Annotated in this window: 24 protein-coding genes; 10 read left to right on the top strand and 14 right to left on the bottom strand. The window is 42.8% G+C overall.

Translation table 11 applies throughout. The features are described 5' to 3' along the window. Nucleotides 1-33: 33 nt before the first annotated feature. Nucleotides 34-1,368, bottom strand: a complete 1,335-nt coding sequence (locus HPK16_RS14680) for a 6-phospho-beta-glucosidase (RefSeq protein ID WP_181677668.1) — start codon at nt 1,366-1,368, stop codon at nt 34-36. A 164-nt stretch (nt 1,369-1,532) separates the two neighbouring features. Here HPK16_RS14680 and HPK16_RS14675 point away from each other — a divergent pair, with 164 nt between their 5' ends. Beyond that, nucleotides 1,533-2,504: a LacI family DNA-binding transcriptional regulator gene (locus HPK16_RS14675; RefSeq protein ID WP_181677667.1), complete on the top strand. Its 972-nt coding sequence runs from the start codon at nt 1,533-1,535 to the stop codon at nt 2,502-2,504. Between the two features lie 23 nt (nt 2,505-2,527). Here HPK16_RS14675 and HPK16_RS14670 read toward each other — a convergent pair whose 3' ends face one another. From HPK16_RS14670 to HPK16_RS14650, 5 genes are all read right to left on the bottom strand, one after another. Further along, on the bottom strand, nt 2,528-2,893 hold the full coding sequence (locus tag HPK16_RS14670; RefSeq protein ID WP_181677666.1) for a DUF1304 domain-containing protein: 366 nt from the start codon (nt 2,891-2,893) through the stop codon (nt 2,528-2,530). A 51-nt stretch (nt 2,894-2,944) separates the two neighbouring features. Then, nucleotides 2,945-4,300: a PFL family protein gene (locus HPK16_RS14665; protein ID WP_181677665.1), complete on the bottom strand. Its 1,356-nt coding sequence runs from the start codon at nt 4,298-4,300 to the stop codon at nt 2,945-2,947. Between the two features lie 15 nt (nt 4,301-4,315). Then, the gene (locus tag HPK16_RS14660; RefSeq protein ID WP_181677664.1) at nt 4,316-4,585 is read right to left on the bottom strand and encodes an ACT domain-containing protein; all 270 of its coding nucleotides are present in this window, start codon (nt 4,583-4,585) and stop codon (nt 4,316-4,318) included. Between the two features lie 160 nt (nt 4,586-4,745). Next, nucleotides 4,746-5,882, bottom strand: coding sequence for a globin domain-containing protein (locus HPK16_RS14655; protein ID WP_181677663.1), 1,137 nt, complete (start codon nt 5,880-5,882; stop codon nt 4,746-4,748). A gap of 77 nt (nt 5,883-5,959) precedes the next feature. Further along, nucleotides 5,960-6,712, bottom strand: coding sequence for a MurR/RpiR family transcriptional regulator (locus HPK16_RS14650; RefSeq protein ID WP_181677662.1), 753 nt, complete (start codon nt 6,710-6,712; stop codon nt 5,960-5,962). Nucleotides 6,713-6,925: 213 nt separating this feature from the next. On the opposite strand from HPK16_RS14650, the gene HPK16_RS14645 reads away from it, so the two are divergent. Next, nucleotides 6,926-8,248, top strand: a complete 1,323-nt coding sequence (locus HPK16_RS14645; protein ID WP_181677661.1) for a 6-phospho-beta-glucosidase — start codon at nt 6,926-6,928, stop codon at nt 8,246-8,248. A 153-nt stretch (nt 8,249-8,401) separates the two neighbouring features. Further along, nucleotides 8,402-9,013, top strand: coding sequence for an immunoglobulin-like domain-containing protein (locus HPK16_RS14640; protein ID WP_181677660.1), 612 nt, complete (start codon nt 8,402-8,404; stop codon nt 9,011-9,013). A gap of 51 nt (nt 9,014-9,064) precedes the next feature. Here HPK16_RS14640 and HPK16_RS14635 read toward each other — a convergent pair whose 3' ends face one another. The 4 genes from HPK16_RS14635 to celB all read right to left on the bottom strand — a co-directional run bounded on the left by HPK16_RS14635 (nt 9,065) and on the right by celB (nt 13,736). Further along, a complete protein-coding gene (locus HPK16_RS14635; protein ID WP_181677659.1) occupies nt 9,065-10,171 on the bottom strand; it encodes an acyltransferase in 1,107 nt (368 codons plus the stop codon). Nucleotides 10,172-10,332: 161 nt separating this feature from the next. Beyond that, the gene (locus HPK16_RS14630; protein ID WP_181677658.1) at nt 10,333-11,058 is read right to left on the bottom strand and encodes a glucosamine-6-phosphate deaminase; all 726 of its coding nucleotides are present in this window, start codon (nt 11,056-11,058) and stop codon (nt 10,333-10,335) included. Between the two features lie 21 nt (nt 11,059-11,079). Continuing rightward, nucleotides 11,080-12,396: a 6-phospho-beta-glucosidase gene (locus HPK16_RS14625; protein WP_181677657.1), complete on the bottom strand. Its 1,317-nt coding sequence runs from the start codon at nt 12,394-12,396 to the stop codon at nt 11,080-11,082. Beyond that, entirely contained in the window at nt 12,393-13,736 is a 1,344-nt protein-coding gene (gene celB / locus HPK16_RS14620) for a PTS cellobiose transporter subunit IIC (RefSeq protein WP_181677656.1), read from the bottom strand. The genes HPK16_RS14625 and celB overlap by 4 nt, the downstream gene beginning before the upstream one ends. A 251-nt stretch (nt 13,737-13,987) precedes the next feature. On the opposite strand from celB, the gene HPK16_RS14615 reads away from it, so the two are divergent. Both HPK16_RS14615 and HPK16_RS14610 read left to right on the top strand, forming a co-directional pair. After that, nucleotides 13,988-14,740 (top strand): SIS domain-containing protein, encoded by a 753-nt coding sequence (locus tag HPK16_RS14615; RefSeq protein ID WP_181677655.1) that lies wholly within the window; start codon nt 13,988-13,990, stop codon nt 14,738-14,740. Nucleotides 14,741-14,765: 25 nt separating this feature from the next. Continuing rightward, nucleotides 14,766-15,629 (top strand): alpha/beta hydrolase, encoded by an 864-nt coding sequence (locus HPK16_RS14610; RefSeq protein ID WP_181677654.1) that lies wholly within the window; start codon nt 14,766-14,768, stop codon nt 15,627-15,629. 34 nt (nt 15,630-15,663) lie between these two features. Here HPK16_RS14610 and HPK16_RS14605 read toward each other — a convergent pair whose 3' ends face one another. Further along, nucleotides 15,664-16,857, bottom strand: coding sequence for an ROK family protein (locus HPK16_RS14605; protein ID WP_181677653.1), 1,194 nt, complete (start codon nt 16,855-16,857; stop codon nt 15,664-15,666). 183 nt (nt 16,858-17,040) lie between these two features. On the opposite strand from HPK16_RS14605, the gene HPK16_RS14600 reads away from it, so the two are divergent. Next, on the top strand, nt 17,041-17,859 hold the full coding sequence (locus HPK16_RS14600) for a purine-nucleoside phosphorylase (protein WP_181677652.1): 819 nt from the start codon (nt 17,041-17,043) through the stop codon (nt 17,857-17,859). A 58-nt stretch (nt 17,860-17,917) separates the two neighbouring features. Beyond that, nucleotides 17,918-19,174, top strand: a complete 1,257-nt coding sequence (locus HPK16_RS14595; protein ID WP_181677651.1) for a nucleoside permease — start codon at nt 17,918-17,920, stop codon at nt 19,172-19,174. 59 nt (nt 19,175-19,233) lie between these two features. Here the strand turns inward: HPK16_RS14595 and HPK16_RS14590 are convergent, their stop codons facing one another. Continuing rightward, nucleotides 19,234-19,674 carry a universal stress protein gene (locus HPK16_RS14590; protein ID WP_181677650.1) on the bottom strand — a complete coding sequence of 147 codons (441 nt, stop codon included), beginning with the start codon at nt 19,672-19,674 and terminating at the stop codon, nt 19,234-19,236. A gap of 149 nt (nt 19,675-19,823) precedes the next feature. Between HPK16_RS14590 and HPK16_RS14585 the strand changes: the two genes are divergently transcribed. Further along, entirely contained in the window at nt 19,824-20,270 is a 447-nt protein-coding gene (locus HPK16_RS14585; RefSeq protein WP_181677649.1) for a MarR family winged helix-turn-helix transcriptional regulator, read from the top strand. Nucleotides 20,271-20,282: 12 nt separating this feature from the next. Further along, nucleotides 20,283-20,642: a Lin0512 family protein gene (locus tag HPK16_RS14580; protein ID WP_181677648.1), complete on the top strand. Its 360-nt coding sequence runs from the start codon at nt 20,283-20,285 to the stop codon at nt 20,640-20,642. A gap of 420 nt (nt 20,643-21,062) precedes the next feature. Here HPK16_RS14580 and HPK16_RS14575 read toward each other — a convergent pair whose 3' ends face one another. Together HPK16_RS14575 and HPK16_RS14570 are read right to left on the bottom strand one after the other, a co-directional pair. Further along, nucleotides 21,063-22,577: an ABC transporter permease/substrate-binding protein gene (locus HPK16_RS14575; protein ID WP_181677647.1), complete on the bottom strand. Its 1,515-nt coding sequence runs from the start codon at nt 22,575-22,577 to the stop codon at nt 21,063-21,065. Continuing rightward, nucleotides 22,574-23,548 (bottom strand): ABC transporter ATP-binding protein, encoded by a 975-nt coding sequence (locus tag HPK16_RS14570; protein WP_181677646.1) that lies wholly within the window; start codon nt 23,546-23,548, stop codon nt 22,574-22,576. Before HPK16_RS14570 ends, HPK16_RS14575 begins: the two co-directional genes overlap by 4 nt. 245 nt (nt 23,549-23,793) lie before the next feature. Between HPK16_RS14570 and HPK16_RS14565 the strand changes: the two genes are divergently transcribed. After that, on the top strand, nt 23,794-24,258 hold the full coding sequence (locus tag HPK16_RS14565; RefSeq protein WP_181677645.1) for a DUF1877 family protein: 465 nt from the start codon (nt 23,794-23,796) through the stop codon (nt 24,256-24,258). Nucleotides 24,259-24,589 lie beyond the last annotated feature (331 nt).

The following is a 24,589-nucleotide window of genomic DNA, read 5'->3' as shown; positions in this document are numbered from 1 at the left end:
GGCAACCAAATTCGGCTGCCTCTTCTTATTTTTTTATGCTTCTACTTTTGTGAAGAATTGTGGTAAATGTTCTTTGTGTGCTTCTAGTAATTCGTCTAGCACGGTTTGGGCAATGTCTCCGCTTGGAACTAGTGGGTTTAGCGTGAAGGCTTGGAGTGCTGTATCGTAACTGCCTGTTACTGCTGCTTCGATTGTTAATTCTTCCATTGCTTTCATCACTTGGAGTAGGCCGCGTTGTGCTGGTGGGAATTTGCCGAAATTGACTGGCTCTGCTCCGTGTGCGCGGATAACACTTGTGATTTCGATTGCGCTGTCGTAAGGAACGTCGTCGATTGCTCCGTTATTGCGTGTGGATACAACCATCATCGTGCCCTTGTTATTATAGATAGAATTGATAATTTCGCAGGCTGCATCGCTGTAGTGAGCTCCGCCGCGTTTGGATAATTCTTCTGGTTTGTGGTCTAGATTTGGGTCTTTGTAAAGTTCGAATAGGCTTTCTTCTAAGCGTTTTACAACTTGACCACGACTTCCTTCTGTTTGAAACGCTTCTAGTTCTTCTTTTAGCATGTCATCTGTCATGTAGTAATAACGGTGGTATGGACATGGCAACATTTTGAGATTGCGAACTTGCTCATATAGGAAACGCATGTTTTTGATGTTTTCTACTACTTTTTCTGGGTTGGCGTCCGGTGCGTATAAGCCGTCGATAACTTGTTCAGTTAGCTCTGTGCCATCTTTATCGAAAATACGGTGCCAGTGTAAATGGTTGATTCCTGCAAATTTGAAGAATAGGTCTTCTTCTGGTTTTTTGAGGACATCGGATGCACTTTTGATAGCGCCGATTGGAACGTTGCATAGACCGATAACTTTTTCCCATTTCCCGTAGCGAAGAACGGCTTCTGTCACCATTCCTGCTGGGTTGGTGAAGTTGATAAGCCACGCGTTTGGGCATAGTTCTTTCATATCTTCTACGATGCCAAGGATAACTGGAATCGTACGGAATGCCTTGAACATGCCACCTGCTCCGTTTGTTTCTTGTCCGATGATACCGTGACTTAATGGAATGCTTTCATCTTTAATACGTGCGTCAAGTAGTCCAACGCGGAATTGTGTTGTTACGAAATCTGCATCTTTTAGGGCTTCGCGGCGATCGAGTGTTAGGTGTACTTCACAGTCAATTCCAGCTGCTGCCACCATACGTTTTGCCATCGCGCCTACGATTTCTAATTTTTCACGGCCTGCTTCAATATCGACCAGCCATAATTCTCTGATTGGTAATTCATCAAAACGTTTAATAAATCCTTCTACTAGTTCTGGAGTATAGCTTGATCCTCCACCAATGGTAACGATTTTTACGCCTTTTTTCATTTTTACATACCTCCAAGAATTTTTGTAAAGCGGTTTCTTATTTCTGCTCGTCTTCATTGTAGTTTATGTAATGCATTACAGGTCAAGGGTTATTTGAAAACTTTTTGATTAGGGAGAAATTTACGGTATACTGGAGGGGAATGGATCGTGAGGAGTTGGATTGGATGGCAAATATTCAGGATATCGCAAAATTGGCTGGGGTTTCTGCGGCGACTGTTTCTCGGGTTGTGAGTGGGCGTGGCTATGTAAGTGATGAAACGCGGGCGCGGGTTCAGAAAATTGTGGACCAACTTGATTATGCGCCGAACCGCAATGCCGTTTCTTTGAAAAGCGGGAAAACAATGATGATCGGGATTGTGGCGATAGCGTTTGATAGTTCTATGGGCGTTTTTTTGCGTAGCTTCTCGATGGCGGCGCAAGGTGAAGGATATAATACAACGATTTTTGTGACAAATGGGGATAAGGAACGGGAACTTGAGGCGCTTGAGATGTTACGTCATAAGCAATTGGATGCGCTTGTTTTTGTGATTCGGGTAAGTCCTTGGGATGTGATTGAGAGTTATGCGAAGTACGGTCCGATTGTGACATGGGAACGGGTCGAATTGCAAAAAGTGGATTCGGTTTTTATGGATCAATATGATGGATATATGCTAGGTTTGGAGCATTTGTACGCTCGCGGATATCGGCAAATTGTGAATATTTATGGCCGGATGTCTGGGAAAAATACGCGTGGTCGGATGCGGGCTTTTGCTGATTTTTGTGAAAAGTATGGGCTTGATTCAAATGAGATGGAGCATTTTTATAATAAGGGCCGGATTACGCATGGGGAGGAGATTGCGCATTGGTGGTTGGCGCAGGATGTGAAGGCGGATGCGATTTTGTGTCCGACGGATTATTTGGCGTCAGGATTCATTGCGGAGGCGCGGCGGATTGGGATTCGAGTTCCTGAGGATGTGGCGGTTGTTGGCTTTGATGATACAAACAACGTGGCGCGATTGTTTGATATGACGACGATTCATTATCCGATTGATCTGCAAGCTGAGAATGCATTTCGGATTATTTCGAATAAGTTGGATGATAAGGATGAGCCTTTGCAGGAATTGGAATTTCGATTGGTGGCGCGAAAAACGACATGAGCGGCTGAGGCTCATGTCGTTTTTTACATTGTGATTATAGTCAAGATTAAAGCGATTATCGCAGGGATTCCTTGGGCAAAGAAAATGCGTTTGGACACGGTTGCTGCGCCGTAAAGTGCTGCGATAACGATACAGCTTAGGAAAAATGTAGCGATTTGGAGGCCGATAACTGTGTCTGGATAGAGCACGCTCCAAACAAGTCCAGCTGCTAGAAAACCATTATACAAGCCTTGATTCGCCGCGAGTTCCTTTCCATTTTCCGCTTTTTCTTTTGTCATATTGAACGTCTTCAATGTTCTTGGTTTCGTGAAGGCAAACATTTCGAAGTACATAATGTAGAAATGCAGGCATGCGACGATTAGAATAAAGATAGTTGTTAAAGTAGCCATTATTTCTTTTCCCCTTTCAAATGTTGCAGTTGTTCTAGTAATTGTAAACGATTAGTTTTTGAAGGAATGAATCGGGGCAGGAATCCTCCCACCTCGAGCAATGAATTCTGCGGATGATTTTTTATTTACTTTCATAACAGGGGCCGTTCCTAGAAGCCCGCCAAATTCGACCATATCACCCACTTTTGTTCCTTCGGCAGGAATGATTCGAACCGCTGTTGTTTTATTATTAATAACGCCAATTGCGGCTTCGTCGGCAATCATCGCCGCAATAGTTGTTGCTGGTGTGTCGCCTGGAATTGCAATCATATCAAGGCCTACGGAACAAATTGCTGTCATCGCTTCTAGTTTTTCTAGATTTAGCGAACCGTTATTGACTGCTTCGATCATGCCAATATCTTCTGAAACAGGTATGAACGCGCCACTCAATCCTCCAACGTGACCGCATGCCATAACGCCGCCTTTTTTTACAGCGTCATTTAAAAGCGCGAGTGCAGCAGTCGTTCCATGTGTCCCAACTGTTTCTAAGCCCATTTCTTCGAGGACATGTGCTACGGAATCTCCGACGGCTGGTGTTGGTGCAAGTGATAGGTCGACAATACCAAACGGGACTCCTAAGCGTTTGGATGCTTCCTGCCCAACTAATTCGCCCATCCTAGTGATTTTGAAAGCTGTTTGTTTTACCATTTCGGCAAGTTTATCGAAACTCTCACCTCTCACTTTTTCGATGGCTCGTTTCACAACTCCTGGTCCGCTGACGCCAACATTGATAACGCAGTCTGCTTCCCCAACGCCATGAAAAGCGCCTGCCATGAAGGGGTTATCTTCCACAGCGTTAGCAAATACAACCAATTTTGCACAGCCTAGTCCTTGTGTATCTACCGTCAATTCTGCAGTTTTCTTGATGACCTCGCCCATATCTCGAACGGCGTCCATATTTATTCCTGTTCGTGTGGAGCCGATATTTACAGAACTGCATACTCGTTCTGTTTGTGCCAGCGCCTCAGGTATCGACGCAATTAAAATGGTATCGCCTTTTGTATATCCTTTTTCAACTAGGGCTGAGAATCCGCCGATAAAATTGACACCTACTTTTTTCGCGGCATCATCTAGTGTTTTCGCAAAAGCAACATAATCTTTATCGGCAGAAGCTCCAGCAATAATCGCAATCGGCGTTACGGAAATTCTTTTATTGATAATCGGTATCCCGAATTCTGATTCAATTTGTTCACCGGTTTCGACTAGTTTTTCTGCATATGTAGTAATTTTTTCGTATATTTTTGTGCGTGCTTTTTCTCCGTCGCTGTCGATACAATCAAGTAATGAAATTCCCATCGTAATCGTTCTAATATCTAACTTCTCTTCTTCTATCATTCGAATGGTTTCTAAAATTTGCTTCGTTTCCATATCGCCATCCCCTTCCTATAATTTATGCATTGAGTTGAATATTTCTTCGCGTTGGATGCTTACTTTGACTTGCAAATCCGTTCCTTTTTTGGCAAGTTGCGTCTTTACTTCATCGAACGCTTTCGTTGTCGTGCTAATATCTAGCATCATCATCATCGTGAAGTAACCGTCCATAATTGTTTGCGACACGTCCAAAATATTTATTTCTAGCTGACTAAGCTCATTACTGACGCCTGCGATAATACCAACATTGTCTTTTCCAATAACCGTTAAAATTGCTTTCAAATTGACCAGCTCCTTTTTCTTTGATAGGTTCTATTATACTTCTTATCATTCTAAATTTCATTAATTTTTAGAAAATAAAATTTAAACTATGTATTATGTTTTCTTGAGTTAAGACTAAAATAGCACAAAGCGCGTGTTGTGACGGCTTTGTGCTATATGTTTATTTGATTAAACTCAACGCTGGCTGGAACGCTTCGAAGTGTATATCCGATTGGGCGTGTCCCAGCGCTAATAAGATCGCTTCAACCTCTCTCATGAACGGTACTGGTCCGCATAGATAAATGGCCGCGCCTTGTTCTACAAGCTCTGACAAATCTGCTTGAGTTACGTTTTCACCTGCAAAAAGGTGGTATCGTTCGCCTAATTTTGCTTGGAATTCTTCGGCGAAAACAGCGTACTCTTCGGATCTGACGCAATGTATCAACTGTGCTTGATTAGCTGTTTTCAAACTATCAATCATCGCTGCGATCGGCGTTATACCAATACCACCTGCGATAAATACGTGTTGATTTGCGGCTTTATCCAATTCGAAATCGCCTGCTGGAAGCGTCGCAAGAATCGTATCGCCAACTTGATAATTCTCAAAAATATGATTAGATACAACCCCAGCTGGATCCTTCTCATTTTCTTGTTTAATCGCGACTTGATAGGTTTTTCCATCAAATGCTTTCGTTAAGCTATATTGGCGATTGTGAAATAGTTCTTTTAACTTCACGCGTAACGATAAATATTGACCTGGTGTGAAATCAACTAATTCTCCGCCATCATTTCGGGCTAAATTTAATGTGAAAATATTAGGCGCGATATTTTGTTTTTCTGTAATTTTGAATTCGATAAAATCTTGATTTCGTGCGTCACCTAGTGCATCGTACATTTCTTGCTCTACTTCGATGAAAATGTCTGCGATGATGCCATATGCTGCGCCCCAAGCATCCAATATTTCTGGCGTCGCGGCGTCACCTAGATATTCTGCGATTCCTTTTAATAAGTATTCGCCGACAATCGGGTAATGTTCTGCTTTAATCGTCAAGCTGCGATGTTTATGTGCGATTGTTTTGACTTGTGGTAGCAGTACTTCTAGCTGCTCAATGTTCTCTGCTGCTAAGTAAACCGTATTCGCCAAAGCAAGCGGCTGTGTGCCGATTTCTTGGTTAGTAAGGTTGAAGTAATTAAGTAATTCAGGATGGGCCTCGAACATTTTTTTATAAAAAATCGACGTAATTTCTTTGCCGTGTTCTTTTAAAATTGGTGCTGTGGATTTGACTATTTGCTTTTGTTCTTCTGTTATCATCGTCATTCCTAATTCCCCCTAAAAAATGGTATACAACCTTTATGATACCATACTTGCCCCCGCGAATCTCTCAGGGTTTCCCCTTATTTACCTTCACGGTCGAGTTGTGTTCGGATTTCGCGCGCGATACATTCTACGGTGTAAATCGCTGGGAGTTGGGAGGTGATATCCGCTTCTTGATACATTTCTTTGTTTATATAGTAGGCAATATTCGCATCAGATAATTTCGCCATCGTCGACTTCGCGCTGTTTGTAATCGTGATAATCTTGCATTTTTGCATTTTGAGCTGGTGGATGTACTTAATAATGTCCTCATTTTCTCCTGAAACGGAAATCGCGATCATACATATTTTATCGGATAGTTTGCTGGATAGGTGGTAAAATGGGTGATTTAGTGGATCTTCAATGTGGAGCGCCAGTGTGAACAACGAGGAAAAATAGAGTGCGCCATACTCTGCGATAATTCCTGATGAGCCGATGCCAACAAATAAAACGAGTTCTGCATCGCGCAAAATTTTCGCTGACGCTGCAATATTCGCTTTAAATTCAGGTTGTGCCGTCCGTTTCAGGAAGTCGATATACGTCGTTTCGTCGGACATATCCACGTTGATTTTCGTCCGTTCCTGCGCATACATCTGCAACTTCACCCGAAACTCGGAAAAACCGCTACAATCAAACTTACGGCAAAAACGCAAAATGGTTGTGGTGCTAACGTGCGTGGCGTCTGCCAAATCACGGATACGCATGTACGTGACGGTATCCAGATTAGTCGCAATGTAATTATAAATATCCATTTCCGTATCATTCAGTTCAATCGTTTTATCTAAAAAAAGCATTTTCATGCCCCCGATCTTCATTATATGACCATTTTAGCATGAGACCCGCCGATGTGACAAGACGTTACACAAAAGGAACAATTTCCAACTTCAAAAATCCTTAACAAATACCCGCGAAATAATAGCTATTTTTTCAGTTTCAGCCTATACTATTGGAGAAGAAAGCGTTATACAAAACATAATCAAATCTAATATATATTGGAGGAAAAAATGATGTCTAAAGGTATTAAAATCGCGACAATCGGCGGTGGATCAAGTTATACTCCCGAATTAATTGAAGGTTTTATCAAACGTCAAAAGGAACTTCCAGTGCGTGAACTATGGCTTGTCGATGTGCCGGCTGGTAAGGAAAAACTCGAAATCGTTGGTAATTTAGCAAAACGGATGGTTGAAAAAGCCGGCGTGGATATGGAAATTCATTTGACAATGGACCGCGAGGAAGCATTGAAAGATGCTGATTTCGTAACGACACAATTACGTGTGGGGCAATTGGATGCGCGTGTGAAAGATGAGCGTATTCCGAACTCTCATGGCGTGGTTGGACAAGAAACAAATGGTCCTGGTGGGATGTTTAAAGCGTTCCGGACGGTTCCTGTTATTCTTGATATTTGTAAGGATATGGAGCGTCTTTGCCCGAATGCATGGTTGATTAACTTTGCGAATCCTGCGGGAATGGTGACCGAAGCCGTGTTGCGCTACAGTAATATCAATCGCGTTGTCGGTTTATGTAATGGCCCAATCGGTATTGAGAAAAACATTGCAGATATTTTAGGCGTGGATCACACAGAGATTTATGTTGAATTTGTTGGTTTGAATCACATGGTTTTCGCAAAAACGGTTTATAAAGATGGCGAAGATGTCACCGCTGAAGTTGTGACTAAAATGACAGAAGGCGAATCTGGCTCAACGCTTAAAAATATCAATGCGACTGGCTGGGATGCAACGTTCTTGCGTACTTTAAATATGATTCCAATTGATTATTTGCGTTACTACTGGCAAACGCGTACGCAGCTGGAAGATCAACAAGCCGCGTATGAAAAACATGGGACACGTGCAGAAGTTGTGAAACGTGTGGAAGCGGAACTTTTCGAACTGTATAAAGATGTGGATTTGGCGGAGAAACCGAAGCAATTGGAGCAACGTGGTGGCGCTTATTATAGTGAAGCGGCGTGTAACTTGATTAACTCGATTTACAATGATAAACGAGATATTCAAATCGTAAATACGCGTAACAATGGCGCTATTTTGGATATCGATCCTGAGTCCGCGATTGAAACGAACTGCGTGATTACGCGTCAAGGTCCGATTCCACTCGCAAGCGGTCATCTTCCTGTCGCAATTAACGGGATTATCCAGCAAATTAAGACGGTAGAGCGTTTGACTGTCGACGCTGCGGTAACTGGTGATTACGATAAAGCCTTGTTAGCTTTAACTGTGAATCCTCTCGTACCAAGCGATACGGATGCTCGTGTGTTACTTGATGAATTACTTGAAGCGCACAAAGAACATTTACCATTATTCTTTAATAATAAATAAGTTGGTTCTAGGCGAAGTGTTTTCTACAGACACCTCGCCTGTTTTTATGTCGAAAAGTACACATTATCGACATAATTTTGTTTAATTTCTAACACTTTTTAGTGCTCTTTTGCTGTATAATAAAGCTATAAGAAAACTTAGGAGTGAACACACATGTATAAAAAAATGACCACAACTGCCCTCGTTACATCCGCTCTAATGCTTGTCCTTCCTGCAAGTCTTGCCCACCATTCGGCAAAAGCGAAAACAATTCCGCATAAGAATAAACTTGCGATTTCTGGCAGTGATCGCATTAAAGGTATTTCTTTGCATGCGCACCGGTACTTCATCGAGAAGAATAGCAATTTTGACCCGATGATGCCACCGATTTCTTTGACTGCGTATGATGATGATAATCACACGGATTTAACAAATTCTATTTTCGTAACTGAAAATGATGTAGATTCTAGTAAAGTTGGAACGTATCACGTGACGTATCGCGCCATTGCTGGTGACGGTCGCTGGAAAGAGCGTCGCGTTGAAGTGAATGTCGTTGCTAGACCGATTATTGAAGTGGAAGATGCAACCATTACTCGCGGAACTTTTTTTGATTATTGGACGAATGTTTCGGCGTTTGATGAAATTGCTGGTGATATTCGAATTTTCTTACACGTAAAAAGTAGTGATTTGAATTCGGATGTTCCTGGTAAATATTTCGTAACGTATACGGCTTCGAATTTTTACGGATTAACGACGGAAAAAACAATTTATGTAACGGTAAAATAGCAAAGAGTTTGAGTATGTGTCCTAGCTAGGAACGATACTCAAACTCTTTTTTTATACTTTTTCAATCGGGGAATTCATCATCTTAAAATCTGGTGTCCCCCGTTGTTTCTTTTTTACGAAAAGTGATTTTAACAGGCTAAATAGTAGGCTAACGATGTAGGATAGGATGAAAATAATGATACTCATAAGCGGAATAGCCCACGATAGATGATGTTCTATTGGCATTATTTCGGCGAAGAATCGTGTGACATATCGCAAAATAATGAGATGCACGAAATAAATAAAGAAGATATGTGGTGTGATGCTACGTGATATTTTTTGTAGTCCTGTGCTGCGAATTTGGATTTTAGTGAATAGCATGAAGAGTGAAATCGCTGCGATGACAACAAATATCGATAGGTAATCGTAGAAGTACAGTGGTTTAAAGTTAATATCTCCAATATTCCCGATGGCCCAGTTGGTGAAAAAATAGATGGCGGCTGTGCTCATCGCAAAAATTGCGAACCAGATTACTTTTTTCAATCGGGATAGGATCGTTTTTGGTAAGCTGTAACCAAGAATGAAGTAGCCCAGGTAAAGGACGCAACTGAATAGATTGGCGATAACCACGTCGGTTCCTCGGAATGCGAAAAATGCTTCGAGTAGTCCAATCGCTAGGAAAAATAGGCCTAGAACAAAGAATGCTACTTCGCCAATGTGTTTCCTGATAAAAATGAGTAGTGGTGCTAGAATTTGTAAACCAATAAACATCGGCATGAACCAAAGATGTCTGCCGAGATTGTTTAGGAATAAGTTGTCAAATGAGCCCCATATTCCGCCGTCTTTTACGAATTGGATAAAGCCGTTCCAACCGCCTGTATCTAGATATTCAAATACTTCGTAGAGCACCATCCATATGAGTGTTGGGATGATTAGTCCTAATGTTAGTTTTTTGAAATATGTTGTTAGGTTTTTGCTTTTTCGTAGTGTGAAATAGCCGCTTAATAGTACGAATAGTGGCACAGCAGTGCGCGATATCGAATCGTAAAAATTGGCGATTGCAAAGTTTGTGTTCATTTTAGCAGCATTCCCAAGTAGATGGGTGGCGGATACGTGAATGATTATGACCATTAAAATCGATAAACATCTTAACAGATCTAGATTGTCTTTTCTCTCCATTTCGATCTTTTCTCCCTTTTCACATTTCTATATTTTGATAACGCTTAAATGTAAGGTTTTTTTCATGCATCTCTATCTTTAAGAATACTACATATTGGGAAGATACTCAATTTTTACATAAAAAACTTGCGCTGAATTAAAATCAGCACAAGTTTTTTATGTTATGCAAGGGCTAGTTTATCGATAAATATGTGAGCATTATTGTGTTCTCTGAGAACTGTTACCGGCCATTCATCGGTGACTTTTTCCTCTAATAAATGACTAATAGCGGTTTGTTTTTTCTGCCCGTTTGCAACTAGAATCGCTGTCTTTGCTTCGAGAATATGTTTCACTCCAAGCGTGATTCCTTTTGTACGGTCAACTTCTTTTGTGAAGTATTTTTGCCCGACATTTTGTGTGGTGCTGTCGAGATTGATGACGTGGGCGTAATTGTCGAAGCTGACGCCGGGTTCATTGAAGCCGAGATGACCGTTGACGCCTACGCCTAGCAAGATTAATTCGAGTCCGCCGTGTTTTTTGATAAATTGGTCTGCTGCATGGCATTCGCCTTCGAGATCTGCTGACTTGGCGTGAAAGTAGTGGTAATGGGATGGGTCGATTTTCGCTGGGCCGAATAGTTCGGTTTCTAGGTAATTCAGGCAGCTGCCTTCGTCGTCTCCATCTAAGCCTACCCACTCGTCAAGCTCTACAAAATAGGCTTTTTGCAAGTTGATTTCTCCAGCTTTATGGGCGGCAACGAGTCGGCGTAATGTGCCAACTGGTGTATCTCCTCCGGCAAAACAATAGAGGCCTTCTGGTGCTTGTTTGAAGGTTTCGATGACAAGCTCAGTCGCTGCGTCGCTCATCGTTTCGTAATCTGCTAGTACTTTCAAATTTAATGCGTTCATGTTGGTTCCATCTTCCTCTCTTTATTTATTGAATTGTGGTAAATAGGCTTGGTGCGCCTCAAGTAGCTCATCTAAAAGTTGGTGCGCAATTGCATCGCTTGGCACGAGTGGATTGATGGTCATCGCGAGTAGAGCTGTGTTGTAATCGCCTGTCACTGCGGCTTCTGCGGCTAGGCGCTCGAAAGACTTGATGGACTGGACGAGACCGTTTACTGCGATTGGAAGGGGCCCAGTGGTCAAAGGAATCGGTCCTTGACGCGTAATCACGCAGTTTACTTCGACGGCGGAATCTGGATCAATACCTGCTACCGCGCCATTGTTGCGTGTGTTGACGGTTTGGATGTCTCGCTTATCATTATAAATGGAATGGATTAAATTGCAAGCGGCTTCACTGTAATAGGCTCCTCCGCGTTGTTCGAGTTGCTTTGGTTTTTCGGCCAAATCAAGATTCTTATATAGCTCGAAAAGTTCGGTCTCGACGCGTTTCACGACTTCTGCTCGCGTTCCTTCTTTGGCAACGGCGGCTTTTTGTTCGGCGAGCATGATGGCAGTTTGGTAATAATAGCGCAGATAGCCGATTGGGACCATGCCGAGCGTGTTTAGGAATAGTGGGTCCCAGCCGACGTCTGCAATATTTTTCAGGGAGATGCCATCTTCGTTTTTTGTCATTTTTTCCATGACGGTGGATGTGACGTTTTTGCCATCGAGATAGACATTTTTCGCGAAGACCATGTGGTTTAGGCCTGCAAATTCGACATAGATGCGTGATGTGTCGACGCCGAGTTCTTTGGCAATGCCTTTTTCGATGCCGATTGGGCCGTTGCATAACCCGACTACTTTCGTGATATTGCTGTAGCGCAACACGGCTTCGGTGACCATTCCGGCTGGATTGGTGAAATTGACGAGCCAGGCGTCTGGGCATAGGCGCTCGATATCACGGCAAATGTCGAGAATGACTGGAATCGTCCGCAATCCTTTGAAAAGTCCGCCGGGGCCGTTTGTTTCTTGACCGATGACGTCGTATTTTAGCGGGATGCTTTCGTCTAGCATCCGCGCTTCGAGACGCCCCACACGAAACTGTGTTGTGACGAAATCGGCATCTTTGAGTGCTGCTTCGCGGTCCATGGTGAGGTGGATCTGGATTGGAACGCCGGCTTTTTCAACCATCCGTTTTGCCAATGCGCCTACGATTTCGAGTTTTTCACGGCCTTCTTCCACGTCAACGAGCCATAGTTCGCTAATTGGTAATTCGTCGTAGCGGTTGATAAAGCCTTCGATTAGTTCCGGTGTGTAGCTTGAGCCACCACCGATTGTTGCGATTTTCAATGATTTTTTCATGCTTTAGGACTCCCAACTTCTTCATTTGTTAAAGCTTGTTCTTCTTTATATTTTTGCGCGTCCCAGACTTTGAAAAACGGCCAGTAGATGAGCATGGCGACGAGGATATTGATGATTTGCATGATGGATCCCGAGATTTTGCCGCCAGTTGCTAAGAAACCGCTGATGATTGGCGGTGTGGTCCATGGAAGCGCGATACCGGCTGGTTTTGCGACAAGGCCGGATTCCATGCCGAAATAGGTCATAATCACGAGTAGTACTGGCGTGAGCACGAATGGAATGATGAAATACGGATTCAAAACGATTGGAACACCGAATACGATTGGTTCGCTAATATTGAATACGCTTGCTGGTCCAGAAATTTTGGCGAGCTGCTTCATTTGCTTACTTTTCGCGCGCCAGAATAGCAAGATTACGAGGCCGAGCAAAGCGCCCGTTCCACCAGGTACAATCCATAATTCGTAAAATTGCTGGGTGACAACGTTCGGTAGTTCTTTGCCGGCTTGGAATGCCGCGCGGTTTTCGTCCATGTTGGCGAGCCAAACGGGATTGGTGAATGCTCCGATAATCGCATCGCCATGTAGACCGATGCTCCAAAGCAAGGCGATGATAATAACGGTTACAATCATGCCCGGTAGCGTACTGCCGATGTAATGCATAGGGATACCGATGACTGTCGAAATAATTTCGTTGATACTTGAAAATGGTGTTAATTCAATGAGTAGACGTAAAATCCAGACGGTTGTAATCGTGATAAAGCCTGGAATCAGGGCAATAAACGATTTTCCAACGGCTTCGGGAACACCATCTGGCATTTTGATAACCCAGTTTTTCTCGAAAATAACGCGGAAAATCTCTGTGGCACCAAGGGCGACGACGATTGCGACGAACAAACCTTGACTCCCTGTAAGAATCGTTGGGATGACACCGCCAACATCGTACGCCGTTTTGCTTCCTTCTGGTGTGAAGGTCGTGATTTGCGGAATCGTTAGGATAAAACTAACAAGGGCGACCGCTCCGCTCATCAATGGATCGGCGGTTTTATATTTCTCGGCAAGCCGGTAAGCGACGCCAAAACAAGCTAAAATCGCCATAATATTGTAGGAAGCTTCCACAGGATAACCGAGCTTTACTTGCCACTGGGAACCAAAAATATTAGCCATAAAGTCTTCGTAACCTGGAATCGGTAAATATTGAATAATCATAAAAACAGAACCAATAATTAAAAATGGCATGGCTAGCATGATGCCGTCACGAACCGATGCTAAATGTCGTTGTGCTGATAATTTCGCTGCGATTGGCGCCAAACGATTTTCCAAAAATGCGTAAAACTTATTCATTGTCTTTTCTCCTCACCTTTTTTAAATTATAATGACCGATCCTCATTCGTTTACTTCAAAGGACCATCATAAAGATAGCGCTTTCTTAACGTTATTATAGTATGGGAAAGTTAGAATAGATATAGCCTTTCTCTATTTAGAAAAGCGTTTGCAAAGTTGAAATTTGTGTCGCAAAAGTAACAGGTTGTAACGCCAGATGTTATATGCTAGACTTTTGGTATAGGTTGATTCCTAGAGGAGGTCGAAACGTTGTGCTATTTTTGGATAAGACGCCTGAATTGAGCGATGTGGACATGATGATTTATAAGTATGTCACTGCCAATTTGGACAAAGTTAGTTTGATGCGGATTCGTGATTTGGCGGATGCGACACATGTTAGTACAGCGACGATTTTACGATTTTGCCGTAAGTTTGAATGTAGTGGTTTTTCGGAGTTTCGAGTGCGTTTGCGGATGTATGCGGAACAAGCCAGTGCCACACAGGTCGACTTGGCGGATGAAACGACATATATTGATTTTTTAAAAAGGACTTCACAGGCGGAATTTAAGTCGCGAATCGCGCAAGCTGCTGAATTGCTGAAGGATGCCGAGCTGGTCTTATTTGTCGGCGTCGGCTCGTCGGGCATTGTCGCGGAATATGGCGCGCTCTATTTTTCCTCGTTATTCACGTTGGCTTTACACATCGAGGACCCGCTGAATCACCCATTTAATCACCTTTCTAAAGGGCTTTCTGGGAAGCTGTGCATCATCGCGGTCTCGGTCTCCGGCGAAACGAGTGAAGTCATTAAATATATTCAACATATAAACGCCCACCAATGCAAAATTCTTTCGATCACAAATAGCGAAAAATCAACGGTGGCGCGGCTTTCCGACGTTAATATTCCGTATTATATTCATCGCGAAACGTACCAAGGCGCTGATATTACATCCCAACTTCCTGCTCTATATACAGTAGAATGTATCGCGCGGGAAATTAGGCGCAAACTGGATAGTGAGGCCAAATAACACGCTAAAGAAAGGATTTACCCACATGAAAAAATGGATACTCGGCATTGGATTTCTTCTTCTCGTTTTGGCGGGATGCGGGCCTTCTAAAACCTCGGAAAAAGAACTCAAAAATTTGCCAAATCTCTCGGGAGAAACCGCTTTAATTCTCGTTCACGGGACTGGTGGTAGCGCCGATACATTTGATAGTTTCAGTGATACGTTTATCGATGATTATAAGCTTTCCAATGAGCGGATTAAACTCGAGATTGGGACGGATGGTGAGATCAGCTATCATGGCGTGTTTACTAAAAATGCCAAACACCCCATCGTTCAAATTGGATTTGAGGATAGCGTCGATGCGTCCATTGAGCAGCAGACGGATTGGCTTCGAATCGCCATGCAGGATCTTGAAAAACGTTATCATTTTGCTAGATTTGATGGTGTTGGACATTCGAATGGCGGGCTTGTCTTATCCACTTATTCTCAGAAATATGCCAAGACGATGCCGACGCTGAAACGTTTAGTAGCCATTGGCGCGCCGTATAATGATTTGGATTCGGATGATAATGACGGGGATTTGACCTTTGACGACGTTCCTGTGACGACGCCGCTTTTGAAAGCCTACGAGGATAATCGCGCTAAAATTGATTCTAATTTGCTCGTTTTATCGATTGCCGGCGATATGGATGATGGTAGTTTTTCCGACGATATCGTACCAGTTTTGAGTGCTCTAGGGTCGCGTCTTATTTTTAAAGATACGGCTAAGGTTTACTTGGAAAGCTATTATAAAGGGGCGGAATATGACCACCGAACGATGTTTGCCAACCCTGATATTCAGAAAAAAGTCGCCTGGTTTTTGTATACGTACAAGGGAGATAAAAAAGAAATCGAACTTGCCCATAACTAAAAAATGGCGCTGTCTCAGATGCAGCGCCATTTTTCTAGTTATTTAAAAACCTCTCTAAAACCATACCCCCTGCGCCTTGAGCCACAATTTCATATGACTCTTTTGCTGGATGGATTGTTGTTTTTATTTTTGGAAAAGCTTTCAGTCGTTCTTCTACAGTCCTTTTGACATCCTCGAAAAACGTGCCTTTTGGGACAAGGGTTCCGCCGCAGACAACGGTGTCTGGTTGTGTCGTTAGGATTAAATTGGATAAAGCAATACCATAATAGTAAGCCGCATTTTTCAGAATTTCGTGGCTCATTGGATCATCTTGTTCCAACGCTTGGAAAATCGTGAAGTAATCGATTTCATCTGGATTTTCTACGAGATCAGTCAACATAGATGCCTTGCCTTGCTTTAAATCATGCTGTATTTTAGCCTTAATCGCTGGCAAGGAACTGTACGTATGAAGGCAACCGTAAGAGCCACAATAACAGCGCGAACCGTTCGTATCGATAATTGTATGCCCAAATGCGTTCGTCATTCCGTTACTTCCCGATATCACGACGCCTGCGACAATCTCCGCGCTTCGAATTTCAATATCGCATGTCGTCAATAAAAAGCGGTCGCTCGTCTGCCAATAATGGACGCGATATTCAGCCAACGCCGCAAAATTAACGCCACTTCCAACCATGATATACGTCGGGATTTTAGCGGCTAAATAATGCTCAATGTCACTCGGCGTCACATCCGTATTCTGATTCACTTGATCGAATAAGTCGTCGATAGAAATACCAATTCCCAAAATTTCCGCGATTTGCTTCTCATGCTCGCTCAACAAATCTAGCAATTGCTCCACAAACTTATCTAGCGTTCGATAAATCGAAGTTGGCGCACCCATTTTGATTTTCTTATGCCCAATCTCTTTCAAATTAAGATCAGAAAGAACTATCGTAGAATAAATATTCGTGACTTCGATTCCTATCAAATACGCTTTTTCAGGATTAATACGATATAAAATTGGCTTTCTTCCTCCTGTTGAGGCACCTAATTTCCCGCTATTAATCAGGTCATTTTTACTCAATTCATCAAGCAAGCGTGCGCACGTAGCCGGCTTCATTCCTGTCTCGGCAAGTAGTTCTTCCACCGTGATGGACGCGTGCTTTCGTATCAAATTATATAAAATCTTCAACTTCTTAATTTTCGAATTCTGCGTTGTTCGAAACGCCTCCAACATATTGCTTCCCACGGCCACGACCCCCTCTATATAGTAAAAATGTATCAAATACCTAACAAAAAAGCAATTTCGAACTCTTTTTATCATAATGAAAAAAAGTTATTTACTTTCCGTTTCATCCGTGTTAAGATTATCCTGAAAGCGCTTTACAATATCATGTTGTAAGTGCCTAATGATTTCGAGGAGGAAATAATAATGCATAAAACAGAACAAATTAATGAGGCTCTCGGCTATATTGAACAATTGACAGCGGTTAAACCAACGATTGGTATTATTTTAGGATCTGGACTTGGACCATTTGCAGATACAATTGAAGATGCGATTCACATTCCGTACAACGATATCCCACATTTTGCGAAGTCTTCTGCGGTTGGACATGCGAATGAGCTTGTTATCGGTCAAATCGGTGGCAAAAATATCGTCGCGATGAAAGGGAGATTCCACTACTATGAAGGGTTCCCGCTTGATGAAGTGACTTTCCCAGTCCGTGTTATGAAAGCGCTTGGTGTAGAGAAATTGATTATCACGAATGCTTGTGGCGCAGTGAATACCGACTTTAATCCTGGTGATTTGATGTTGATTACGGATCATATTAATTTGACAGCGAACAACCCGTTGATGGGGCCGAATAATCCGGAGCTTGGCGTGCGTTTCTTAGATGTGTCAGAAGTATATAGTAAGCGATTACGCGGGATTGTAAAAGACGTGGCGTCGGATCAAAATGTGACTTTGCGTGAGGGAGTTTACGCTTGGTGGACTGGTCCAACATATGAAACACCTGCAGAAATTCGGATGATTCGCGGTTTTGGAGCAGATGCGGTTGGTATGTCGACGGTTCCCGAAGCTTTGATTGCCCGCCATGCTGGTATTGAAACGGTTGGTATCTCTTGCTTGACGAATATGGCTTGCGGTATTTTGGATCAACCACTTAGTCACGATGAGGTGATCGAGACGGCTGAACGTGTCAAAGCTACTTTCTTAAAACTAGTTGCTGAAATTGTTTCTCGTTTCTAATCACGGATTCTTTTTATCATATTGAAAATAAGTTTTTATAATTTGGAGGGAGAACATCATGGGGATTAAAACGCGTCTTCGCTTTATGTCATTTTTACAGTACTTTATTTGGGGGAGCTGGCTGATTACGCTCGGTTCTTATATGATTAACACGCTTGGATTTTCAGGTGTTGAGGTCGGAATTGTCTATAGTTCTAAAGGAATCGCGGCTGTTATTATGCCTACCTTGATGGGGATTGTTGCGGATAAATGGATCAAGGCGAATTACTTGTACACCGCTTGTCATGTTATCTGTGCGGGGGCGCTGTTTTATGCGGCATCTGTGTCGGATCCAACCGTGATGTTCTGGGTGATGCTGGTGAACGCGATGTTCTTCATGCCTACGCTAGCACTATCTAACACGGTTTCCTACTATTGTTTAGAGAAGGCCGGTTTGGATACGGTGGCCAATTTCCCACCAATTCGTGTTTTTGGAACGGTTGGTTTCATTATCGCGATGTGGACAATCAGTTTTGCAGGGCTTGAACTTAGTAATATCCAGCTTTATATCGCGGCTGGCGCGTCTCTCCTACTCGCGCTTTATTCTCTGACGATGCCCACGATTCCGACGACGAACAAAAAGAAAAATCAAGGCTGGGTCAGCATGCTTGGCTTGAATGCTTTCGTTCTTTTTAAGAAGCCTAAAATGGCGGTATTTTTCCTATTTGCGATGTTGCTTGGTGCGGTTTTACAAATCACGAATACGTTTGGTAACCCATTCTTGCATGATTTCGGCTTAGATCCGGCGTTTGCAGATAGCTTGGTTGTGAAATATCCTTCGATTCTATTGTCCGTCTCACAAATGGCGGAAGTCGTGTTTATCTTGGCGATTCCGTTTTTCTTGAAACGTTATGGCATCAAAACGGTAATGTTAGTCAGCATGATTGCGTGGACATTGCGCTTTGGCCTGTTCGCATTTGGTGATCCGTCTCCGTTTGGTACAGTATTGTTGCTACTTTCGATGATTGTTTACGGCTGTGCGTTTGATTTCTTCAACATTTCTGGCGCGATTTTTGTGGAGCAAGAAGTGAGCAAAGATATTCGAGCAAGTGCGCAAGGCTTATTTATGACGATGGTAAATGGTGTCGGTGCTTATGTTGGTGCGATTTTGAGCGGTATGGTTGTCGATTACTACACGATTGATGGCGTAAAAGATTGGCAAACGATCTGGCTGATTTTCGCGGCTTATACGCTGATTCTGGCGATTGTTTTCAAATTTACATTCCACTACAAACATGAACCTGAGAAAATGAAAGATTTAGAGATTACGCATTAATAAAAAAGGCATGATATCAGTAGCTCAAAATTGGGAGCTGGCTGGTATCATGCTTTTTTTTACTTTTCTCGGACAACTAGGACGTCACAAATCGCGTGTTGTAATACGTATGCGGAGACGCTTCCTAGCACGATTTTTTCAATACGGTTGAGGCCAGTCGCACCACATATCAGAACATCAGCGTCAAATTCGGCGGGAATATCGCGGGCGAGTAATGTTTTCGGATTCCCAACTTCTAGGAATGTGTGTACTTGCTTGATACCGGCTTCTTCGGCGAGCTTCTTGTATTCGGCGAGTCTGGCAGTCGATTCTTCGTGTGCTGCTTTTTCTAGACCACCATCATAGGAGATATTTGGTGAAAATGACCGGATGTCTACAATGCTGGCAATTCCAAGTTCGGAGTCTGTTGCTTTGGCAAGTTCTACGGCTTTCAAAAAAGCTATTTCGGCTTGTGTTGACCCATCTAAAGCTACTAAAATACGTTGATATTTATTTCCCATCATCATCCACTCCTTCACTATTTTAGTACCCTTAAATGACTACTTTTATGCATTGCTTTGAGATGTTGTATTATGCCATTTCGTGTATTCCTACTTTACGTAATATGTGCTATACTGAATTTATATTTTAGTAAAAAAGGGGATACATTATGGATAAAGAGGATCGATTAAATCAACAGATCGCTCTATTTTATTTTGCTTACAAGACGTTTGTTGAAACAGCAGATCGGCTCATTGGGAAGTATGGCATTACGCGGACGCATCACCGAATTTTATTTTTTGTGGCGCATTCGCCGGGTGTTAAAATGAATGAGTTGTTGACGTTGCTCGAGGTTTCGAAACAAGCACTGCATCAGCCGTTGTTAGAATTGAAGGAAAAGGGATACATTACCATGGAGCCCTCTGCCAAGGACAAGCGTGTGCGTTGCGTGTTTTTGACGGAAGCTGGGGCTGCAATTGAAGCTGAGCTTGGGGAGGCTCAAAGGCGTCAGATGGCAGCTGCGTTATCGGCGAGTGATGATCCAGATGGGAAGATTTGGACGCATATTTTAGAGCAATATGCACAGGAACGACCAGGATTAGCATTCTTTAAATAGGAGCGTGACGAGATGGAGAAAATATTGTTTATCCAAACTGGTTTCGGTGTGGATGTGCATGGCCAGGATATTACGAAAGCCGCGATTCGGGCGGTGAGAAATGCTATTTTTACGAATTCGATGCCTGGAATTGAGGATTTATTGCCGGGTAAGGATTTGAATAATATGATTGTTAACGTGAAACTTGCTTTGCCGACGGATGCGGAGTTGCTAGATGAGGAAGCGATTCGAGCGATTATTCCTTATGGGACGGTCACCGTGGAGACGATGCCTGGTGGAATGTTGACAACGAGTGGGATTTTTCTCGCAGATAAAGCAGATAAAAATGATTTGATGTACATTGTGAATGCATCAGTCGAAACTGGATTTTAGTAGGCACATAACCCAAATAAATCGGCGACAAGCGTTCGCATTGTTGGGGCTGTTCGACATGTAATGAGTTACAGCCCCAATATGCCTATTAGCATCGCGAATAGGCGATCCTTCAAGGCTTTTAGAACAAGGATGCGGTCATCTTTGAGGTCCTGCTACACAAGAGCAGTTTCGCTTAACTTCTTACATGGTCGGGGAAGCTACTCCCTCTCTGCTTTTGTTGTGGTTCATTGAAGCAAAGCGAGTTAGAACCTCAATATGCAGAAGAACACAGTGATTCTGCCTTCCTCGTCCTCACCAAATCCCCTGAATACAAACGCTTTCGCTCGATTTATATAAAGCAGAATTTTTCGTCTTACCCAAAATATAACAGGGTAAGACGTTTTTTATCTTGATTAGCGTTCTAGCTCCAATTCTTTTTTAGTTTAACAAACCTTCTTTTTCGAGGTAGTTTTTGGCTACTTCTTCTGCTGACTTGCCTTTGACGTTGACTTCGTAGTTCATTTCACTCATTTCTTGGTCGGTAATTTTACCGGCTAGTTTCTCTAGTGGTGCTTTTAATTCTGGGTATTTTTCCAATGTTGATTTGAGCATGAGTGGTGCGCCTTGATATGGCGGGAATAGTTGTTTGTCATCTTTTAATACTTTGAGCTTGTATTGCGCGATTTCGCTGTCTGTTGAATAGGCGTCCAATGTGTTGATGTCGCCTGCTTTCAGAGCGGAATAGCGTAGTTTTGGTTCCATTGTTTTTAGTGAATCGAATTTCAAGCCGTATAGTTTTTGCAGACCTTTATAACCATCGTCACGATCGGAGAATTCGAGTGTGAATCCTGCTTTGACCGAGTTTTGCACAGCTTTTAAATCAGAAATGGTTTTTAGATTATAAGCTTTTGCAAACTCTGGTGCGACGGCGACGGCATACGTATTGTTGTATTTCATCGGTTTTAGGAATGCCATGTTCTCCTCTTTTGCCAAACCATCGCGTGCTTGTTCATACACGGCTTCTGGATCGTGATTTTTCGCTGGTTCTTTGAGGAATGTTTCTAAAACGGTTCCTGTGAACTCTGGATAAATATCGACGTCGCCTGATTTTAAGGCGTTGTAAACGAAGCTGGTTTTTCCAAGATTCGGTTTGACGGTGACGCTGAGGTCGGTGTCATTTTCGATGAGTTGTTTGTACATATTGATTAGGATTTCGGGCTCAGAACCAAGTTTCCCCGCTATAACAAGTTCTTTTTGTGGTCCAGTGAAGTAGGGCACGATGATGATGCTTGCGGTGATAACGAGTGCACCGGTGATCGTGATGAGTGTTCGTTTGAATGTCGCTTTTTCCAGATAGCGCAAAATGACATCGAACAGGATGGCAAGTAAGGCTGCTGGAATAGCTCCTAGTAAGATTAAGCTGTTGTCGTTGCGATCGATTCCGAGTAGAATTAGGTCCCCTAGTCCGCCGGCTCCGATGAGAGCTGCAAGTGTCGCGGTTCCGATGATTAAGACCATCGCTGTGCGGATTCCGGCCATAATAACTGGCATCGCAAGCGGTAATTGGACTTTATATAATTTTTTCCATTTGTTCATTCCCATTGCTTCGGCGGCTTCCATCAAAACTGGGTCAATTTCTTTAATACCAGTATATGTATTCCGCAAAATTGGCAATAAAGCATAGATAACAAGCGCGATAATCGCTGGTACTGTGCCAATTCCGACTAGTGGAATAAGTAAACCGAGCAAGGCAAGTGATGGTATTGTTTGTAAAATAGCGGTCACTTGAATGATTGGTTCTGCTGCACGCTTGTGGCTCGTCAGGTAGATTCCGAGCGGTACAGCGATGAATACAGCGATAAATAGCGATACGAAGGATAATTCAATGTGTTGGACTAAAGCGGTCCAGAGAGCATCCTGTCGCACCTGGAACGTATCGATTAATTGACTCATACGCGCTCAGCCTCCCTTTCTAGTTGTTTCGCCAGGAATTGGATGACATGTTGTTGTGTAATCGTTCCGACTGGCTTGCCGTTTTTCTCAACGGATACACAGGCTTGGTTCGCTAATTGTTGTAGCAAAACTTCCACCGCAACACGCTCCGCAAAATCTGCTTCTCCATCTACAGCTTGCGCCTCGAAATAGCCTTGTTCTACCATATCTTGAACGGTAAATTTAGACGATAATACGTGTTTGTTTACGTTACCTGACTCCAAGAAATTCTGTACAAACTCATTCGCTGGGTTTTTCAAAATTTCATTTGGCGTGTCGCATTGCACGACTTCACCGTCTTTCATAATACAAATTCGGTCGCCGAGCATAAGTGCCTCTTGCATATCATGCGTGACAAACACGATTGTTTTTTTGATTTGGCGCTGTAGCACAATCATGTCTTGTTGCAATTTCTGGCGGCTAATCGGGTCAAGCGCGCTAAATGGCTCATCCATTAAAATGATTTCGGGATCAGCGGCTAGAGCACGGACGACGCCAACACGTTGCTGTTCGCCACCAGAGAGCTCCGACGGCTTCCGGTTCCGATAACTTTCCGCATCCAGACCAACGCTATTCAGCAATTCGGTAATCCGATTATGCATTTTTTCCTTCTCCCATTTCTTCAATTCTGGCACAATCGCGATATTCTCCTCAATTGTCATATGTGGAAAAAGCGCAATTTGCTGTAGTACGTAGCCAATATTCCAACGCAATTCATGAATATTATAATCACTAATTCGCTTTTCATCGATATAGATTGTACCTGTTGTCAACGGAATAAGACGGTTAATCATTTTCAATGTCGTCGTTTTACCGCAACCACTCGGTCCAATCAATACGAAAAACTCGCCATCTTTTATGTTCAAATCGATATTTTTGACGGCATGTTCACCATTTTGATATTGTTTAGTTACATTTTCGAAGCGTATCATGGGTCACTTCCCTTTCCGTTTTTGTCATTAAAAACACGTTTATTATTTTACCCTAAATCTCAAAACTAGAAACATTTGTTCTTAATTCTACCACTATCGACTACAAAATTACACAGTTAAGCATTTCGTTGACAAATCAACTAAAATTGCGCATAATAAACTTTATCACAGTGAAGTAACTACCATCGCCTTCTTTATCAAGCAACAAAAACAGACAAGGGACAACTTGAAAGGGGAATGACAAAATGGGATTACACGGGTACTACTATTACATTGACGAGCCGGGAATGCGCGAAATAAAAGCGGGAGATGAGTCCGTTTTTACGCTACCGATGCTTCTGTCACTAGATGAATATTGGGAGATTATTCATTATATATTTTGCGGGAAAATCAAAAACGGCAAATCTCCGTGGGGCTATATTGTTCCACTTAAAATCGAAAATGAAATTCGCGATTCCTTAGCAACCGTCTACTTCATCTACCCAGAGCAAGTACGCCTGGCCAAAGACGCCTTATTTAGCATAACAGAAGAAGAATTCGTCGCGACGTACAGCTTTAAAGAACTAAAGAAAGCCGGTTTATACGGAATAAATTGGCGGACAAAAAAGGATAAGCTAGAGAAAGAACTAAGGATAAACTTCCAAGCCCTGCGAACATTTTTTAATAAGGTTGCGCAGAGTAATGATTGTATTATATTTTATGTGGTGTAAAACGAAGTGCTGAAACAGCCCGTTAGGCTCGAAAAAAATTGTTAGGGGGCGTAGTAAAAGTCCTCTTTTGACTTTTATGAAGGCCACGAAATTTTCGAGAGACTGGCTGTTGAAGCCGGATCTGGAGGCGCAGGTCATGACGCAAAACATGGATTACATGCTCACTTCGCTCCTATGCATATTGCGGCTCTACAGAAATTGTTAGGGGCGTAGTGAAAACCCTCTTTTGGTTTTTGCGGAGGCCACGAATTTTCCGAGAGGCTGGCAAAAAGGAAGGCAGTCTCATTGCATATTGAGGTTCTAAAAAAGGAAACGACGCTTTTCAAGAACT

This window comes from Paenilisteria rustica (genome assembly GCF_013820765.1).
Classification (GTDB): domain Bacteria; phylum Bacillota; class Bacilli; order Lactobacillales; family Listeriaceae; genus Listeria_A; species Listeria_A rustica.
The sequence above is the reverse complement of the archived record's forward strand: the minus strand, read 5'-3'. Positions and strand labels throughout refer to the sequence as shown.